At 70.3% G+C, this 16678-nt stretch carries 15 protein-coding genes and 1 pseudogene; 12 read left to right on the top strand and 4 right to left on the bottom strand.

Features of this window, described 5'->3' with window-relative positions; all coding sequences use genetic code 11:
- Positions 1 to 111: 111 nt before the first annotated feature.
- On the bottom strand, positions 112 to 897 hold the full coding sequence (locus UG56_RS23340) for a siderophore-interacting protein (protein ID WP_045552079.1): 786 nt from the start codon (positions 895 to 897) through the stop codon (positions 112 to 114).
- Positions 898 to 963: 66 nt separating this feature from the next.
- Between UG56_RS23340 and UG56_RS23335 the strand changes: the two genes are divergently transcribed.
- The 4 genes from UG56_RS23335 to UG56_RS23320 all read left to right on the top strand — a co-directional run bounded on the left by UG56_RS23335 (position 964) and on the right by UG56_RS23320 (position 4128).
- Positions 964 to 2055: a glutamate-cysteine ligase family protein gene (locus tag UG56_RS23335; RefSeq protein WP_084101512.1), complete on the top strand. Its 1092-nt coding sequence runs from the start codon at positions 964 to 966 to the stop codon at positions 2053 to 2055.
- 35 nt (positions 2056 to 2090) lie between these two features.
- Positions 2091 to 3014 carry an NAD(P)/FAD-dependent oxidoreductase gene (locus UG56_RS28520; protein WP_045551633.1) on the top strand — a complete coding sequence of 308 codons (924 nt, stop codon included), beginning with the start codon at positions 2091 to 2093 and terminating at the stop codon, positions 3012 to 3014.
- A gap of 92 nt (positions 3015 to 3106) precedes the next feature.
- Positions 3107 to 3562, top strand: a complete 456-nt coding sequence (locus tag UG56_RS23325) for a peroxiredoxin family protein (RefSeq protein WP_045551632.1) — start codon at positions 3107 to 3109, stop codon at positions 3560 to 3562.
- A 2-nt stretch (positions 3563 to 3564) separates the two neighbouring features.
- Entirely contained in the window at positions 3565 to 4128 is a 564-nt protein-coding gene (locus tag UG56_RS23320; protein ID WP_045551637.1) for an RNA polymerase sigma factor, read from the top strand.
- On the opposite strand, the gene UG56_RS23315 is transcribed toward UG56_RS23320, so the two are convergent.
- The gene (locus tag UG56_RS23315) at positions 4125 to 4976 is read right to left on the bottom strand and encodes a carbohydrate kinase family protein (protein ID WP_256206857.1); all 852 of its coding nucleotides are present in this window, start codon (positions 4974 to 4976) and stop codon (positions 4125 to 4127) included. The genes UG56_RS23320 and UG56_RS23315 overlap by 4 nt on opposite strands.
- A 232-nt stretch (positions 4977 to 5208) precedes the next feature.
- On the opposite strand from UG56_RS23315, the gene aceE reads away from it, so the two are divergent.
- The 8 genes and pseudogenes from aceE (at position 5209) to UG56_RS29195 (ending at position 14628) form a co-directional block, all read left to right on the top strand.
- Entirely contained in the window at positions 5209 to 7944 is a 2736-nt protein-coding gene (gene aceE / locus UG56_RS23310) for a pyruvate dehydrogenase (acetyl-transferring), homodimeric type (RefSeq protein WP_256206856.1), read from the top strand.
- A 110-nt stretch (positions 7945 to 8054) separates the two neighbouring features.
- Entirely contained in the window at positions 8055 to 9242 is a 1188-nt protein-coding gene (locus UG56_RS23305; protein WP_071327277.1) for a PucR family transcriptional regulator, read from the top strand.
- A 103-nt stretch (positions 9243 to 9345) separates the two neighbouring features.
- Complete coding sequence (locus UG56_RS23300) at positions 9346 to 10536, top strand: acyltransferase domain-containing protein (protein WP_045551614.1); 1191 nt, start codon at positions 9346 to 9348, stop codon at positions 10534 to 10536.
- Positions 10533 to 11519 carry a beta-ketoacyl-ACP synthase III gene (locus tag UG56_RS23295; protein ID WP_045551615.1) on the top strand — a complete coding sequence of 329 codons (987 nt, stop codon included), beginning with the start codon at positions 10533 to 10535 and terminating at the stop codon, positions 11517 to 11519. The genes UG56_RS23300 and UG56_RS23295 overlap by 4 nt, the downstream gene beginning before the upstream one ends.
- A 52-nt stretch (positions 11520 to 11571) precedes the next feature.
- Entirely contained in the window at positions 11572 to 11823 is a 252-nt protein-coding gene (locus UG56_RS23290) for an acyl carrier protein (protein WP_008364250.1), read from the top strand.
- A 90-nt stretch (positions 11824 to 11913) separates the two neighbouring features.
- Positions 11914 to 13182, top strand: coding sequence for a beta-ketoacyl-[acyl-carrier-protein] synthase family protein (locus tag UG56_RS23285; RefSeq protein ID WP_045551616.1), 1269 nt, complete (start codon positions 11914 to 11916; stop codon positions 13180 to 13182).
- Positions 13182 to 13724: pseudogene (locus UG56_RS29200) on the top strand (carboxyl transferase domain-containing protein); the annotation flags it as partial. The gene UG56_RS23285 and the pseudogene UG56_RS29200, both read left to right, overlap by 1 nt.
- Positions 13725 to 13737: 13 nt before the next feature.
- On the top strand, positions 13738 to 14628 hold the full coding sequence (locus UG56_RS29195) for a carboxyl transferase domain-containing protein (protein WP_256206851.1): 891 nt from the start codon (positions 13738 to 13740) through the stop codon (positions 14626 to 14628).
- 83 nt (positions 14629 to 14711) lie between these two features.
- On the opposite strand, the gene UG56_RS23275 is transcribed toward UG56_RS29195, so the two are convergent.
- The gene (locus UG56_RS23275; protein ID WP_143055159.1) at positions 14712 to 15242 is read right to left on the bottom strand and encodes a DUF3145 domain-containing protein; all 531 of its coding nucleotides are present in this window, start codon (positions 15240 to 15242) and stop codon (positions 14712 to 14714) included.
- A gap of 207 nt (positions 15243 to 15449) precedes the next feature.
- Entirely contained in the window at positions 15450 to 16553 is a 1104-nt protein-coding gene (locus tag UG56_RS23270) for a hypothetical protein (RefSeq protein ID WP_071327276.1), read from the bottom strand.
- Positions 16554 to 16678 lie beyond the last annotated feature (125 nt).

Raw genomic sequence — 16678 nt, 5'->3', positions numbered from 1 at the left:
GCGCGGAACGCGTCAGGGGCGGGAGGGCTCGAACCTCAGTGGTTCAGGGGGCTGACGGCGTGACCGAAAGCCCCCACAGTGGCTGCCTCAGGGCTCGACATGGCGAGTAGGTTACCGCAGCCCCTGGCCGGCGTACGCAGCCTGCCGGTCGGCAGCCTGTCCGCGCTTCCACACCCGGAAGCTGTCCTCGTTGTTGCCGCGACGCCAGTAGCCGGAGATCGACAGGTCACCGCGTGGCATCCCGCGCTCACGCAGAAGGTAGGGACGGATCCGCTGCATCGTGACCTCGGCCTCGCCGTGCACGAAGGCATGCACCCGGCCGAGCAGCCACGGCAGCCCACGCACGACGGCCTCCAGGGGCGGGTCGACGGTGGCGTCCACCCAGCGCACCTCGACCCCGGCGGGGGCGGCGAGCGGCTGCACGTGGTCCGGCCCGGGCACCTCGATCACCGCGTAGCCGACCGCGTCGGCCGGCAGCGCCGCCAGCGCCGCCCGGATCGCCGGCAGACCGGACTCGTCGCCGACGAGCAGGTGCCAGTCGGCAGCCGGGTCCGGAGCGTACGTCCCACCGGGCCCGCGCACGGTGAGCACGTCACCCGGGCCGGCGGTGGCGGCCCACCGGCCGGCGACGCCCTCGTCACCGTGGTGCACGAAGTCGACGGCCAGGGTGCCCTCGGCGACGGAGGGGTCCAGCGCGGTGTAGGTGCGGCAGACGGTGGAGCCGTCACCGGCCGGGATCTCCAGACGCAGGAACCGGTCGGTGCACACGCTGCCCTCGAACGCGGACAGGTCCTCGGCGCGGAAGTGGACGCGGGTCATCCCAGCACTGAGCCGCCGGGTCGAGGTGACCACGACCCGCGTCTCCGGCTTGGACTCCGGCTTCACCGCGCGAAACATGAGGGGAGCCTAACCTAATTCCCGAGAAATGCGATGACCGCTCGCCCACTGCCCTAGAGTTGCGCCGTGCTCTACTCCACCGGGTTCGAGTTCGAGTATGCCCTGGTCACGGAGTCGGGCACCTTCCACGACTTCGGAGACCTCGACTTCGACGCCCTCCAACGTGCCCTCTCCGACGGCTCGGGCGCCACCGACGACGGCCTCGTCCGTGGCGACCTCGGCATCAAGAGCGGCTACTGGTACCTCGAGGGCGACGAGCGGTTCGACGTCGACGGCACGTTCACGACGATGCTCGTCAAGGGCGTCGAGATCCGCACCCCGATCTGCTCGAGCACCACCGAGGCCGCCGACCGGCTCGTCGAGCTGGAGGACGACATCGCCAAGCGCCTCGCGCCCCTCGGCCTGCGCCTGGGCCTGGTCGGCTTCAACCCGGTCCGCGAGGCGTACGTCCTCGACCCGCCGCTCAACGAGTGGGAGCGGCAGATGCGGGCCGAGCACCGTGAGTACGACCACGCCGAGGTCTCCAACCTGAGCTACGGCCCCGACATCAACCTCTCCTTCCCCGGGCTCTCCGCGGACCAGGTGGTCGAGCTGACCCGCCGGCTGACCTACTACAGCCCCTTCATGGTGCCGTTCAGCTTCAGCTCGCCGTTCCATGCCGGGAAGGTCTGGCACGGCCCCAGCAAGCGCACCTACGAGCGCACCTGGCGCCGGGTGGCGGCGCGCTGCTTCGTCGACCCGCCCGCCGGCGCCGAGCCCACGATGGTCCACCCGCCGCGGATCCCACGCGAGGAGGGACGGATCGAGTTCAAGGCCTTCGACGCCTTCCTCTCCCGCGACCTGCTGCTCGCCGGCGCTGCCCTGACGCTCGGCGTCTGCCTCGCCGACGACCTGCCCGGGCTGGCCGACCGGCCCGGTCGCGACCTCCACCAGCGCGCCGCGACCGCGGCGTTCGCCGACCCGGAGATCGCCGCCGGGGCCCGTCGGGTGCTCGCCTCGGCCCGGCGTGCGCTCGCCGAACGTGCTGATCTGCGGAACGAACTCGGCCACCTCGATGGTCTGGACCAGTTGCTGAGCCAGGGACGCACCCCAGCCGATAGCCTGCTGGACGCCTATTCGCGCACCGGCCTGATGTACCACCCGGAAGGACTTCGTTGACTGATCTCCCCGCCGACCTGTCCGCTGACCGACTCATGACGCTGCCTGCGGAGGCCGACGTGGCGATCTGTGGGGCGGGCCCGATCGGCGCCGCGACGGCCACGTTCCTTGCCCGGCCCGGCCTGCGGGTGGTCCTCATCGACCACGACCCCGCCGACGACCCCGACCACGTCGCGACCTACCGCTACTCGGGTGGCAGCATCCGGTGGACGTGGCCCGACCCGGTCAAGCGCGAGATGACGACCCAGACCGAGCAGTTCATCCGCGGCGCCGCACCCGGCGCCGACCTGGGGATGATCGAGAACACCTACCACCTGCTGCACACCGGCGAGCACATCCCCGCGCTCAACGTCTCCGCGACCGGGCTCGTCGGGATGCTCCGCGACCAGGCGCAGGAAGCGGGAGCGATGTTCGTGGACGCGCTCGTCACCGGCGTACGCCCCGACGGCAGCGGTCATGTGGTCGAGACCTCCCGCGGCGCGATCCGCGCGGGCCGCGTCCTCGGCGCGATGGGCGCGGCGAACGCCTCGGTGTTCCCGCAGGCCAGCGCGGAGCCCGAGAAGCGCCAGCTCTTCGTGCTCGACCTCCCGGTTCCGCCCGAGCGCGAGCTGCTGCCGCACACGATCGTGCCGGTCGGCGACGGCTTCGGCTACGTCTTCGTGAAGCTCATCGACGGCGACCTGCGAGTCCTCGTCGGCCAGGAGGACATCGTCGCGGACGAGGACACCTCGGGCCCCGTCGACCACTGGAAGGAGATCCTCGACAGCGGGCTCGCCGCGACGCTCCCCTGGCTCCGCGATGCCCGCGTCGACGACATCCTCTGGGGCGTCGACACCGCGCAGAAGACCCTGGTGGTCGACGAGCCCAGCCCGGGCGTCCTCATCGCCAACTGCGGCAGCGCCATCCGCTCGGCGGCCTGGCTGGGACGTACGCTCGCCGAGCGGCTCGGGTCCGGCTGATCGCCGACCGCGGCCGAGGTGAATCCTTTTGCACCCCGGACCACTCCTGTCTGCGACAGCCCGCGCCGCGGGCGGAACAGAGAGGAACACACGTGATCGACGTAGGAAGCACGCTCGAGTCCACCTCCGTGCAGCTGAGCGACGGCACGACGGCCGATCTCCTCGGGGAAGGCCACCGGGGAACACTCGTCTACTTCATGCGAACCACGACCTGCATGATGTGCAACGCCCACGTACGCACCCTCACGTCCAACGCGAAGGACTTCCGCGACCGAGGCGTTCGCGTCCTGATCGCTGTCCCGCAGGAGGCGACCGCGGCCCAGGCCTGGGTGGAGCGGCGACGGATCCCGTTCCCCGTCGTCCCCGGCCTCCACGGTGACCTCGGCCTCGCCCGCCGCCTGCTCGGCTCGATGATGCAGTCCGGAACGGTCGTCGTCGACGCCACCGGCCGGGTCACCTACGCCGACATCGTCACCATGCCCACCGGCGGATACCGTCACCGCGATGTCCTCGCGGCGCTCGACGCCCTGCCCCAACACGCGGGGTGACCGTGGCGAACCAACAGACGGAGAGGCGCCGCTCCTGGCCCGACACGGCAGTCGTCCGGTCGGCGCAGGCCGGCGACGCGGCCGCGATCTCGGTGCTCGTCGAGGGTGCCCACCCGCACGTCCGGCGGTTCGCCATGTCGCTGTGCCTGAGCGAACAGGACGCGGAGGACGCGACGCAGGAGGCGCTGGTCATCCTCTACCGCAAGATCGGGACGCTGCGAGCGACCGGAGCGCTGGCGTCGTGGATGTTCACCATCGTGCGCAACGAGTGCGTACGCCGCTGGACCATCAGCAGGAGGCACGTCCTCGCCGAGGCGACCGATCTGCCCCTTCGACCGAGCTCGTCGGCGGAGGAGGCCGCCCTGGCAGGGATCGAGGCTCGTCTCGTCGCCGCGGCCATCGCGGAGCTTCCGCCCGACCAACGGCAGGTGCTGCTGCTGCGCGACGTGCACGGCTACAGCGGCAGAACGGTCGCGAAGCACCTGGGCCTGAGCCTGCCCGCGATGAAGTCACGCCTGCATCGCGCCCGGGCGGCCCTCCGGGCCGGCCTCGAAGACTCGGCCTAGGCGTCCAGCTCGGCCCGGGTCGGCGGGTTGGCACCGGCGCGCGAGACGGTGACCGCCGCCGCCCGGACGCCGTGGGCGAGCACCTCGCGCCGGTCGCGGTCGAAGTCGTCCCAGAGCGCGTCGACGAGGCCGGCGGAGAAGGTGTCGCCGGCGCCGATCGTGTCCACGACCGTCACCTTCTGGGCCGCGACGTCGATCCGCTCGCTCGCAGTGATCCAGCTGGCTCCGTCGCCACCGCGGGTGATCGCGACCGCCCCGGCGCCGAGCTCGAGCAGCCGCGCGGCCGCCTTGTCGAGCCCGATCCCGGGGTAGAGGGTCTCCAGATCCTCGTCGCTGGCCTTGACCACATCGGCGTACGCCGCCGCCCGCTCGATCCGCGAGACGACCTCCGGTCCGGTCCCGGTCAGGGTGGGCCGCATGTTGATGTCGTAGATGACCCGCACAGAGTCCGAAAGCCCGTCGAGCAGCTCGAAGACCGTCTCGGCACCGGGCGAGAGCACCGGCCCGAGCGAGCCCACGTGGACGAACCGCGGCGTCCCCACCGCGACCTCGCCGAGCTTCCACTCCACGTCGAAGACGTACGTCGCCGACCCGTCGGCGGTGATGGTGGCCTGCGCGGTCGAGGTGCGGTCGAGCACGTGTGGGTCGCAGGCCATCTCGACCCCGGAGCCGGCCAGGTGGGCGGCGAGCGCCTGCCCACGGGCGTCGTCGGCGTAGGAGGCCGCGTAGCGGACCGGGCGGCCGAGCCGGCCCAGCGCGACCGCGACGTTGGCGCCGCTCCCGCCGGGGTGGTCCTGGGTCGCGCCGTCGGCGGTCGTGACCACGTCGACCAATGCTTCACCTACCACCAAAACGTCGGCAGCGGCATTGTCACGATCCAGGCTAGTCACGGGCGGCAGATTAGCAACTCGGCGTACGAACGATTTTTCGGGGTTGACCAGCAGAAACCTCCTACTGTCCAGTAACCCACCGCGGGTGGGCAACCGCTCTCGGTCGCGTGCGACCATTGAGGATGTGACCGAAGAATCCACCAAGACGACTGGTGGTCCGCAGGGCCCTACCCCCGCCCAGCCGACCGTAATCCACGAGGGTCTACCGACCCAGCTTCCGGACATCGATCCCGAAGAGACCAGTGAGTGGCTCGGCTCGTTCGACGCGATGCTCGAGTCGAGCGGGCGCGAGCGGGCCCGCTACGTCATGCTGCGTCTTCTGGAGCGCGCCCGGGAGCAGTCCGTCGGCGTCCCGGCCCTGCGAAGCACCGACTACATCAACACCATCCCCTCCGACCGCGAGCCGTGGTTCCCGGGCGATGAGGACATCGAGCGACGCATCCGCGCCTTCATCCGCTGGAACGCCGCCGTCATGGTCTCCTCCGCCAACCGCAAGGGCCTGGAGGTGGGCGGCCACATCGCCACCTACCAGTCCTCCGCGAGCCTCTACGAGGTCGGCTTCAACCACTTCTTCCGCGGCAAGGACCACCCCGGCGGCGGCGACCAGGTCTTCATCCAGGGCCACGCCTCCCCCGGCATCTACGCCCGCGCGTTCCTCGAGGGCCGGCTCACCGAGGAGCAGCTGTTCCGCTTCCGTCAGGAGGTGCAGCACGGCGTCGGCCAGGGCATCTCCTCCTACCCGCACCCGCGCCTGATGCCGGACTTCTGGGAGTTCCCGACGGTCTCCATGGGCCTGACCGGGATCAACTCGATCTACCAGGCGCGGTTCAACCGCTACCTGCAGAACCGCGGCATCAAGGACACCTCCGACCAGCGCGTGTGGGCCTTCCTCGGCGACGGCGAGATGGGTGAGCCCGAGTCGCTCGGCGCCATCCGGGTGGCCGCTCGTGAGGAGCTCGACAACCTGGTCTGGGTGGTCAACTGCAACCTGCAGCAGCTCGACGGCCCGGTGACCGGCAACGGCAAGGTCATCCAGGAGCTGGAGTCCAACTTCCGCGGCGCCGGCTGGAACGTCATCAAGGTCATCTGGGGCCGCGAGTGGGACCAGCTGCTCGCCAAGGACGTCGACGGCGTCCTGGTCAACAAGATGAACTCCACCCCCGACGGCCAGTTCCAGACCTACTCGGTCGAGACCGGTGCCTACGTCCGGGAGAACTTCTTCGGCTCCGACCCGCGCCTGCGCAAGATGGTCGAGCAGATGAGCGACGAGCAGATCCGCAAGCTCCCCCGCGGCGGCCACGACTACCGCAAGGTCTACGCGGCCTTCGACGCGGCCACCAAGACCGTCGGGCAGCCGACCGTGATCCTGGCCCACACCATCAAGGGCTGGACGATCGACGCGCTGGAGGGCAAGAACGCCACCCACCAGATGAAGAAGCTGACCATGGCGGACCTGAAGAAGTTCCGCGACCGCCTGCTCCTGCCGATCTCCGACAAGGAGCTCGAGGCGACCTACGAGCAGACCGGCGCGGCCCCGTTCTTCAACCCGGGTCCGGAGTCGGCCGAGATCGAATACATGATGGAGCGCCGCAAGCAGCTCGGTGGCCCGCTCCCCCAGCGCCGGGTCGAGTTCAAGCCGCTCACCCTGCCGGGCGACAAGGTCTACTCCGAGCTCAAGCAGGGCTCCGGCAAGAACAAGATCGCCTCCACGATGGCCACCGTCCGGCTCCTCAAGGACTGGATGCGTGACCCGGAGATCGGCAAGCGGATCGTCCCGATCGCGCCCGACGAGTACCGCACCTTCGGCATGGACGCCATGTTCCCGAGCGCGAAGGTCTACAACCCCGGCGGGCAGCAGTACGAGAGCGTCGACCGGAAGTTGTTGCTCTCCTACAAGGAGTCCGCGCAGGGCCAGCTGCTCCACGAGGGCATCTCCGAGGCGGGGGCGCTCGCTTCGGCAACCGCTGCCGGCACGGCGTACGCCACCCACGGCGAGCCGATGATCCCGTTCTACATCTTCTACTCGATGTTCGGGTTCCAGCGCACCGGCGACTCCATCTGGGCCATGGCCGACATGATGGGCCGCGGCTTCCTGATCGGCGCCACCGCCGGCCGCACCACGCTGACCGGTGAGGGTCTCCAGCACGCCGACGGTCACTCCCCGCTGCTGGCGGCGACCAACCCGGCGGTCGTGCACTACGACCCGGCGTTCGCCTACGAGGTCTCCCACATCATGCAGAGCGGCCTCGAGCGGATGTACGGGACCTCCGAGGAGCACCCGCACGGCGAGAACGTGATCTTCTACCTGACCGTCTACAACGAGCCGGTCAGCCAGCCCAAGGAGCCCGAGGGCGTCGACGTCGAGGGCATCCTGAAGGGCATCCACCAGGTCTCGACCGCCGAGGGCGAGGGTCCGAAGGTCCGCCTGCTGGCCTCCGGCGTCGGCTTCCCGTGGGTCGAGGAGGCCGCCCGCATCCTCAAGGAGGACTGGGGCGTCAACGCCGACACCTGGTCGGTCACCTCGTGGAACGAGCTCGCCCGCGACGCCATCGACGCCGAGCAGTGGAGCCTCAACCACCCGGGCGAGACCCCGCGCACGCCGTACGTCACCGAGAAGCTCTCGGCGTCCAACGGCCCCGTCATCGCGGTCTCCGACTACATGCGGGCCGTCCCGCTGCAGATCGCCCGCTGGGTGCCGGACGACTACCGCGTCCTCGGCGCCGACGGGTTCGGCTTCGCCGACACCCGCCCGGCCGCGCGTCGCTTCTTCCAGATCGACGCCCAGTCCGTCGTCGTCCAGGCCCTCCAGGCCCTGGCCGAGGCCGGCGAGATCGACGCCGCGCTGGTGAAGAAGGCCTTCGACACCTACCGCATCGACGACCCGACCGCGACGAAGGGCATCATGCAGGAGGGCGGCGACGCCTGATCGTCGTGGCGCCGAGTCGGCGCATCTGACCCCGTGTCTGGCGAAGTGAAGCGAGCCAGAGGGGTCGGATGCGCCGACTCGGCATGTCATCAGATGTACTAAGCGCAAGAATGGACAACGTGACCGCAGTGATTCCTCCTACTCGCCAGCGCACCGCGCAGGCGCTGCGGCGCGCGACCGGCCGACTGGCGACGGCCGCCACGTCGCGTATGGATGACGCGATGCCGTGGTTCAAGGACCTCTCCGCGAAGAACCGCTCCCTGGTCGGCCTGATCGTCCAGGCCGGCATCAAGGAGTTCGTCGGCTGGTACGCCGGCGGTGCCTCCGCCGACACCGCCAAGCCCGACCTGGCCGCGTCGATGTTCGGCGTCGCGCCCCGTGCGCTGACCGGCATCATCACCCTCCAGCAGACCGTCGACCTCGTGCGCCTCTCCATCGAGGTGGTCGAGGCCAACATCGACCACCTCCTCGGTCCCGAGGACGCCGCTGACGTGCACGAGGCGATCGGCCGCTACGCCCGCGAGGTCGCCTTCGCCACCGCCGAGGTCTACGCCCGCGCGGCCGAGCAGCGCGGTGCCTGGGACGCCCGGCTCGAGGCGCTGGTGGTCGACGCGGTGCTGCGCGCCGAGACCGACGAGGTCGTCCTGTCGCGGGCCAGCGCGCTCGGCTGGGACGCCGACCTGCAGCTGTGCGCCGTGCTCGGCCACGCGCCCGAGGGCGTCGGCCTGGACGCCGCCATGGAGGAGGTACGCCGCCGCGCCCGCGCCCACGACATGCACACCCTGTGCGCGGTGCAGGGTGACCGTCTCGTCGCCCTGCTCGGTGGTATCGAGGACCCTCTCGAGGCCGCCGAGCGGATCGCCGACCTCTTCGCCGACGGACCCGTCGTGGTCGGCCCGATGGCGACCGGCCTGGCCACCGCGGCCGAGTCCGCGCGGGCCGCGCTCTCGGCCTACCGGGCCGCGCCCGGCTGGCCGGACGCACCGCGCCCGGCACGCAGCCAGGCGTTCCTGCCCGAGCGTGCCCTGGCCGGCGACGCGTGGGCCCACCGCTACCTGATCGAGCATCTCTATCGGCCGCTGGTGGAGGCTCGCAGCACGCTGATCGAGACGCTCGCGGCGTACTTCGCCGCCGGAGGCGGCCTCGAGGCCACCGGTCGCACGCTGTTCGTGCACCCCAACACGGTGCGCTACCGGCTCAAGCAGGTCGCCGAGCTCACCGGGTTCACCCCGACCGACTCCCGTGACGCTCTGGCGCTGCAGGTCGCCCTGATCCTCGGCAGGCAACAGGACCACTGACCCTGGCATCGGCGAGAATTGTAGAACCCCTACAAGATTGCGTGACACATCTTCGTCACCGCCGAAGGTGAACCAGGACCCCTCCAGACGGGACCATCGTTGCGTGCTCGTCATTGTCGCCCCAGGACAAGGTGCTCAGACACCAGGATTCCTCACCCCGTGGCTGGAGGACCCCGCTTTCGCCGCTCGTATGGAGTGGCTCTCAACCGTCGCAGGCATCGACCTGATCGACTACGGCACCAATGCCGACGCAGAGACGATCCGCGCCACCGAGATCGCCCAGCCCCTGCTGGTCGCCACCGGGCTCGTCGCGGCGCTGCAGCTCTTCCCGCAGCCCGCGGACGCCTTCTCGAAGATCGGCGCAGTCGCCGGCCACAGCGTCGGTGAGATCACCGCCGCCGCCGGTGCTCGCGCGATCAGCGCCGAGCAGGCGATGGTGCTCGTCCGTGAGCGTGGCAAGTCCATGGCCGAGGCCGCCGCGAAGACGCCGACCGGCATGACCGCGGTCCTCGGCGGTGTTCGCGAGGAGGTCCTCGCCGCCATCGAGAAGCACCGCCTGACCCCCGCCAACGACAACGGCCCCGGCCAGATCGTCGCGGCGGGCACGCTGGAGCAGCTCGAGGCCTTCGCCGCCGAGCCGCCCGCCAAAGCCCGGCTGATGCCGCTCAGCGTCGCCGGTGCCTTCCACACCAAGCACATGGAGCCCGCCGTCGGCCACCTCGCCCGGCTGGCCCAGAGCGTCTCGACCCACGACCCGCGTACGCGCCTGATCAGCAACAAGGACGGCCACATCGTCCACGACGGCGCCCAGGCGCTGGACCGGATCGTCGGCCAGATCGCAAACCCCGTGCGCTGGGACCTCTGCCTCGAGACCATGTCCGACATCGGCGTGACCGGCATCCTGGAGATGCCGCCGGCCGGCACCCTGACCGGCATCGCCAAGCGCGCCCTCAAGGGCGTCGAGACCTTCGCCCTGAAGACCCCCGACCAGCTCGAGGACGCCCGCGCGTTCGTCGAGAAGCACGGCGAGGCCAACCCGATCGAGACCACGCCGACGTGGCGCATGGTGGTCGCTCCGGCCAAGGGCACGTTCACGCTGGCCGAGGCGGTCTCCGGGCTGGACGTGCTCCCGGCCGGCACCGAGATCGGCGCGATCGCCAGCCTGCGTGACACGATCGCGATCACCTCGGCCCACGGTGGCGAGGTCATCGAGTGGCTGGTCGAGGACGGCGACCTGGTCTCACCGGGCCAGCCGCTGCTCCGTCTCCACCCGACGGGGGTGCAGCACTCGTGATCTCAGCACCCACAGGTTCCCCGCACGCCCGCATCCTCGGTGTCGGCGGCTATCGCCCGAGCCGAGTGATCCCCAACAGCGAGATCGTCGACCTCATCGACTCCTCCGACGAGTGGATCCGCACCCGCTCGGGCATCATCGAGCGCCGCTGGGCGAACGATGAGGAGACCGTCCAGATGATGTCGGTCGCCGCCTCTCGCAAGGCTCTCGAGCACGCCGGGATCGGCATCGACCAGATCGACTGCGTCATCGTCGCGACCGTCAGCCACATGCGCCAGACCCCTGCGGTCGCCGCGCTGATCGCCGACGAGCTCGGCGCCGACAACCCGGCCGCCTTCGACATCTCCGCCGCCTGCGCCGGCTTCTGCCACGGCATCGCGATGGCCAACGACTTCGTACGCGGCGGCAGCGCCCGTCACGTACTCGTCATCGGTGTCGAGCGACTCTCCGACATCACCAACCCGCACGATCGCGGCACCGCCTTCATCTTCGCCGACGGCGCCGGCGCAGCTGTCGTGGGCCCGAGCGACGAGCCCGGCATCGGTCCGGTCGTGTGGGGCTCCTCCGGCGACAAGGCCGACCACATCCAGACCCCCGACTGGTTCGAGGCGGTCGAGGCCAAGGAAACTCCTTGGCTGACCATGCAGGGCAACCCCGTCTTCCGCTGGGCCTCCTACGCCATGGCGAAGGTCGGCCAGGAGGCGCTCGAGAAGGCAGGCATCACCGCCGACGAGCTCGACTGCTTCGTCCCGCACCAGGCCAACATGCGCATCGTCGACGCCCTGGCCCGCTCCATGAAGCTCCCGGAGTCGGTCAAGATCGCGCGCGACATCGCCACCATGGGCAACACCTCGGCCGCCTCGGTCCCGCTCGCCCTGGAGCGGATGATCGCGGAGGGCCAGGCGGAGTCGGGCGACACCGCTCTGCTCATCGCCTTCGGCGCCGGGCTGGTCTACGCCGCCCAGGTCGTCGTCATCCCGTAGGTTCGCACCAGCCAGAGTTTCACCACAAAAAATCCGAGAGGAAGCACCACACATGGCCACCACCGAAGAGATCCGCTCCGACCTCGCCGAGATCGTCAACGAGGTCGCCGGCATCGATGTCGCCGACGTTCAGCTCGACAAGTCCTTCGTCGACGACCTCGACGTCGACTCGCTGTCCATGGTCGAGGTCGTCGTTGCCGCCGAGGAGAAGTTCGGCGTCTCCATCCCCGACGAGGAGGTCAAGAACCTCAAGACCGTGGGCGACGCGGTGAGCTTCATCGAGAAGGCTTCCGCGAACGCCTGACGCGCCCCGGCGGCTCGGCCAACCCTCCCAGGCCGAGCCGCCGGACCTGTATCACCTGATCCCAACGCGCACACACCCCACGGAGACCACATGAGCAGCCGCACCCGAGTAGTCGTCACCGGATTGGGCACCACCAACCCGGTCGGCGGAGACGTAGCCACCACCTGGGATGCCTTGATCGCCGGCCGCTCCGGCATCCGCGAGCTCACCGAGGAGTGGGCCCAAGACCTTCCCGTACGCATCGCCGGCCGCATCGCCGTCGAGCCGTCCGAGGTCCTGGAGAGGGTCAAGGCCAGGCGCCTGGACCGCTCCGCACAGTTCGCCGTGGTCGCCGCGGCCGAGGCCTGGAAGGACGCCGGCTTCGAGGGCACCGCGACCGAGGCCGGCCTCGACGGTGAGCGCCTCGGTGTCGCCGTCGCCACCGGCATCGGCGGCGTGACCACCCTGCTCGACAACTACGACACGCTGCTGGCCAAGGGGCCGCGCCGGGTCAGCCCGCTCGCCGTCCCGATGCTGATGGCCAACGCCTCGGCAGCCAACATCTCTCTGACCTACGGCGCCCGCGCCGCCGCACAGACGCCGATCTCGGCCTGCGCCTCCGGCTCCGAGGCGGTCGCCCTGGCCGCCGACCAGATCCGGCTCGGCCGCGCCGACGTCGTGCTCGCCGGCGGCACCGAGGCCGCGATCCACCCGCTGCCGATCGCCGCGTTCGCCAACATGATGGCCCTGTCGAAGACCGCGTCCGGCCCCGACGGCGGCGACCCGACCACGGTCAGCCGTCCCTGGGACACCGCCCGCGACGGCTTCGTCCTCGGTGAGGGCGCCGGCATCGTCGTGCTCGAGTCGCTCGAGCACGCCCAGGCCCGTGGCGCCCGGATCTACGCCGAGGTCCTCGGCTCCGGCGTGACCGCCGACGCCCACGACATCGCCCAGCCCGACCCCGAGGGTCGTGGCGGCAGCCGCGCCATCAAGCGCGCGCTCGAGGACGGCGACATCGACCCGAGCACGATCGCCCACGTCAACGCCCACGCGACCTCGACCCCGCAGGGCGACATCGCCGAGGGCCTGATGCTCCACGCCACCCTCGGCAAGCACGTCGAGAACGTCGTGGTCACCTCGACCAAGTCGATGACCGGCCACCTGCTCGGTGGCGCCGGCGCGCTCGAGACCGTCGCGACCGTGCTGGCGATCCACCACCGCCAGTCGCCGCCGACGATCAACCTCGACAACCTCGACCCCGCGGTCGAGCTCGACATCGCCACCAAGACCCGCGACCTGCCGGTCGGCGACATCGCCGCCCTCAACAACTCCTTCGGCTTCGGCGGCGCCAACGTCGCGGTCGTCTACGGCAGCATCTGATGACGATCACGGCCCCTGCGCCGGTTCCCGGGACGAAGCAGAAGCTTCCTCGCGACCAGGACCCGCGCAACCCGCTGACCCGTCTGAAGGCGCTCTTCGACGAGGGCACCGTCACGCTCATCTCCCCCGACGACGACTCCGGCATGCTGGCCGCCGTCGGGGAGGTCGACGGCACCCGCGCGGTCGCCTTCTGCTCGGACGCCACCGTCATGGGCGGCGCGATGGGCGATCTCGGCTGCCGGGTGGTCGTCGACGCCTACCACCGCGCGATGACCGACGGCATCCCGATCATCGGCCTGTGGCACTCGGGCGGCGCCCGGCTCGCCGAGGGCGTACTCTCCCTGCACGCGGTCGGCCGCATCTTCCACGCGATGACCCAGGCCAGCGGCAAGATCCCGCAGATCTCGGTCGTCCTCGGCCCGGCCGCCGGCGGCGCTGCGTACGGTCCCGCACTCACCGACGTCGTCATCCTCGGCCCCGAGGGCCGGATCTTCGTGACCGGCCCCGACGTCGTACGCTCCGTCACCGGCGAGGACGTCGACATGCTGCGCCTCGGTGGTCCCGAGCCGCACGGGCGCCGCTCCGGCGTCGTCCACATCCTCACCCGAGTCCGAGCGCGAGGCGCTCGACAAGGCCCGCACGGTCACCTCGCTCCTCGGCTCCCAGGGCGGCCTCGACGTCGCCGCTGTGGAGGACAAGGACCTCGCCGAGCAGCTGCCGGAGTCGAAGAAGCGCGCCTACGACGTGCACCCGCTCGTCGAGAACATCCTCGACGAGGGCACCGCCCAGGAGCTGCACGCCCGCTGGGCACCCAACATCGTCACCGCCCTGGGCCGCTTCGGCGGCCGCACGGTCGGCGTCGTCGCCAACAACCCGCTGCGACTCGGCGGCTGCCTCGACTCCCTCTCCGCGGAAAAGGCCTCCCGGTTCGTACGCCTCTGCGACGCACTCGGCGTCCCGCTGATCGTCGTCGTCGACGTCCCCGGCTACCTGCCGGGTGTCGGCCAGGAGTGGGACGGCGTCGTACGCCGCGGCGCGAAGCTCCTGCATGCCTTCGGCGAGTGTGTGGTCCCCCGGGTCACCCTGGTGACTCGCAAGACGTACGGCGGCGCCTACATCGCCATGAACGCCCGTTCGCTCGGCGCGACCAAGGTCTTCGCCTGGCCGGGTGCCGAGGTCGCCGTCATGGGCCCCGTCGCCGCCATCCGCATCCTGCACCGCCGCAAGCTCGCCGAGGTCGCTCCCGACCTCCGCCCTCAGGTCGAGGCGGAGCTCGCGGCCGAGCACGAGCGTCTCGCCGGCGGTGTCGACAAGGCCGTCGAGATCGGCGTCGTGGACGAGGTCATCGAGCCGTCGGCCACCCGTAGCGCGATCGCTGCTGCCTTCGAGGACGCGATCCAGACCGTCGGCGTACGCCGCGGTGCCCACGGCAACATCCCCCTCTGACCGAAAACAACGCCGAGTCGGCGCGTCATGACGCGCCGACTCGGCGTTTTCGCGGCCGTGCTCTGCGGCCGACGACAGGTCGCTCAGACGACCTGGTGCAGCCAGCGGACGGGTGCGCCCTCCCCCGCGTGGCGGAAGGTCTCCAGCTCGTCGTCCCACGGCTTGCCGAGGAGCTTGTCCACCTCGAGCTCGAGCGTGGTGTCACCGAGAGCCGCCTTCACGACCGCAGCCTTGAGCCGGTCCTCGGGGATCATGATGTCGCCGTGCATCCCGGTAACGGCGTGGAAGACGCCGAGGTCCGGGGTGAAGGAGTAACGCGCACCCTCGGAGGTCGACGTCCCGTCCTCGGTGACCTCGAAACGCAGGTGCGTCCAACCCTTCAGCGCCGAGGCGATCGACGCTGCAGAACCGACCGCACCGGACCAGAAGAGCTCGGCTCGATAGGTGCCGGCCTGGGCGGGCTGCGCCGTCCAGTCGAAGTTGACCGGCACGCCAAGCACCCCCGCCACGGCCCATTCGATGTGAGGGCAGAGCGCGGAGGGAGCCGAATGCACGAACACAACGCCTCGGGCGATACCACGCGAGGCGCTCGGGTCCTTGATCTGAGTGGTCACCGAATATCTCCTTCGTTGCGGCGCGAGCTACGCCTTCCCCAGCGGGCTCGATCGTGCGTGAAGGAAACACTTCGGCGGATCACATGGATGTAGTTGTGAACTCTATTCTTACCTACCCGACCCAGGATCTCCAGTATCGAAGCAAAACGGCACGTGGCGACCGACACAGCTGTCGATCGCCACGTGCTGCACGAATCGAAGAGAGTCTCAGTCCCTCTCGACCGTCTTCTCGAGCGCCTCGGCGCGCGCCGCGGCGTCGGTGATCTCGTCCGCGTCGATCGCGTAGGTGCGGTGGAACCAGGTCAACGCGTCCTTGTCCCGGCCGGCGTCCTGGAGCGTGTCGGCGTACGCGTAGCGCAGCCGCACCACCCATGCCTCACGGCTCTTGTTGTTCAGCGGCGACTGCTCGAGGATCCGCAGGGCCGCGTCGTACTGACCCATGTCGCGACGAGCGCCGGCCTCGACGATCGTCATCTCGGCCTTCGCCGGCGCCTCGAAGTTCACCACGGACGGGCTGTGCGCCAGCTTGATCGCCTGCTCGGGCTGGCCGAGCGCGCGGTGGCAGTCCGCCATGATGGGCAGGTAGGCGGTCGCCCCGTTCATCCGCTTAGCCGCACGCAGCTCGGCGAGCGCCTCGGCGTAGTGGCCGGCAGCGTACGCAGCCTCACCCAGCGCCTCGCGAATGACCGCGATGCGCTGCGTACGCGACTTGGCGGCCTTGGCGTGCTGGTAGGCCAGCTCGGGGTCGGAGTCGATGTACATGTCGGCGGCGACCAGGTGGCGGGCGATACGGGCCGCCAGCTTCTCCGGGAGACCACGCAGCTGAGCCGCGATCGCGCGATCCAGCTCCTTGCCGGTCACCTCGTCCGGCAGCTCCGGACCGTCATAGGCCCGCTGATCCGCCGTACGCTCCTCGCGCGGCTCGTCGAAGCGGCGCGGCGGCCTGCCACCGGGCTTGCCGCCGCGGTCCTTGGAGTATCCGCCCTTGCGGTCGCCACCGCCGCCGCGCTTGGGGCCATCGCCGCGCTTCGGACCGTCAGGGCGGCCACCCGCGCGGGGACCACCACGGCCGGTCGACGGCTTGCCGTCGCGGCGCTCGTCGCCACCGCGGCCACCGTCGCGACGCTGCTCGCCTCCGCGGCCGCCCCCGCCGTCACGACGGTCGCTGCTGCGACCTGCACCCGCACCGGGTCGGCCGCCGCCACCGGGTCGGCCGCCTCGGCCTCCGGTGGATGATGAACCTGAGCTCTTCGGACGCCCCGGGCGTCCGGCGGGCTTACCGCCTCTGTTGCTACGGCGCTCGTCAGCCATAGCTGCCATCCTCACTGCTGCCTTCGGCAGCCGACTTCGAAAGATCCCAGATCATTGTGCAGACAAGATCAGTGCCCGCAAAAGCAGTAGAGGCCGCCCAAAGGGCGGCCTCTACCTGAAATTTT

Origin of the sequence: Nocardioides luteus, assembly GCF_000960475.2 — a bacterium.
In the GTDB taxonomy this organism is placed as follows: Bacteria; Actinomycetota; Actinomycetes; order Propionibacteriales; family Nocardioidaceae; genus Nocardioides; species Nocardioides luteus_A.
The sequence above is the reverse complement of the archived record's forward strand: the minus strand, read 5'-3'. Positions and strand labels throughout refer to the sequence as shown.

Coding starts and splice junctions, on each gene's coding strand:
- UG56_RS23340 (WP_045552079.1), bottom strand. CDS start 897: ATGTTTCGCGCGGTGAAGCCGGAGTCCAAGCCGGAGACGCGGGTCGTG.
- UG56_RS28520 (WP_045551633.1), top strand. CDS start 2,091: ATGACGCTGCCTGCGGAGGCCGACGTGGCGATCTGTGGGGCGGGCCCG.
- UG56_RS23305 (WP_071327277.1), top strand. CDS start 8,055: ATGGACAACGTGACCGCAGTGATTCCTCCTACTCGCCAGCGCACCGCG.
- UG56_RS23290 (WP_008364250.1), top strand. CDS start 11,572: ATGGCCACCACCGAAGAGATCCGCTCCGACCTCGCCGAGATCGTCAAC.
- UG56_RS23285 (WP_045551616.1), top strand. CDS start 11,914: ATGAGCAGCCGCACCCGAGTAGTCGTCACCGGATTGGGCACCACCAAC.
- UG56_RS23270 (WP_071327276.1), bottom strand. CDS start 16,553: ATGGCTGACGAGCGCCGTAGCAACAGAGGCGGTAAGCCCGCCGGACGC.